Genomic DNA, 584 nt, shown 5'->3' on the forward strand with positions numbered 1-584 from the left:
TTGGCAGAGCCCGGTTTAATGCACCTGACTTGAAATCAGACGTGGGGTCAAACCCACCGGGGGTTCGAATCCCTCACTCTCCGCCAAATACGAAAAACCCGCACATTGTTGCGGGTTTTTTTATGGGCTAAATTTACTCGCTTTAGTATATAGCTATAGCCAAGAGTGAAACCTTCGCAAAACTATATTGTTCAAAGCTAAACGAACATTATCATTTTGGCATCATGAACTGTCGACGTGCATAGAATACCTAATGAGAATTTTTGAGTGAGAACTTCAATCGCTTTTAAAAAACTTCGTTTTAAGTTTTACGTGCATTTATAGTAGGTTAACGCTAATAGTGTTTTTAAATAATGAGAACGCAGGCCATTTTCTACCAAGATGGTTATTATTCTTGCGAAAAGGTGAATATTTCACCAGTTGATTGATTTAATTGAAATTAGTGCTTTACAGCGTCACGTAAATCATTAAGATAAGCGTCACTTCAGGAGAGTTGGCAGAGCCCGGTTTAATGCACCTGACTTGAAATCAGACGTGGGGTCAAACCCACCGGGGGTTCGAATCCCTCACTCTCCGCCAAATAC

General features: G+C 40.8%; 1 tRNA gene. It reads left to right on the forward strand.

The features are described 5' to 3' along the window. Positions 1–487 precede the first annotated feature (487 nt). Positions 488–579: transfer RNA gene (locus F0261_RS19745), tRNA-Ser, on the forward strand. Positions 580–584 lie beyond the last annotated feature (5 nt).

The sequence above is a fragment of the Alteromonas sp. 07-89-2 genome (genome assembly GCF_013113925.1).
GTDB classification, from domain to species: Bacteria; Pseudomonadota; Gammaproteobacteria; order Enterobacterales; family Alteromonadaceae; genus Alteromonas; species Alteromonas macleodii.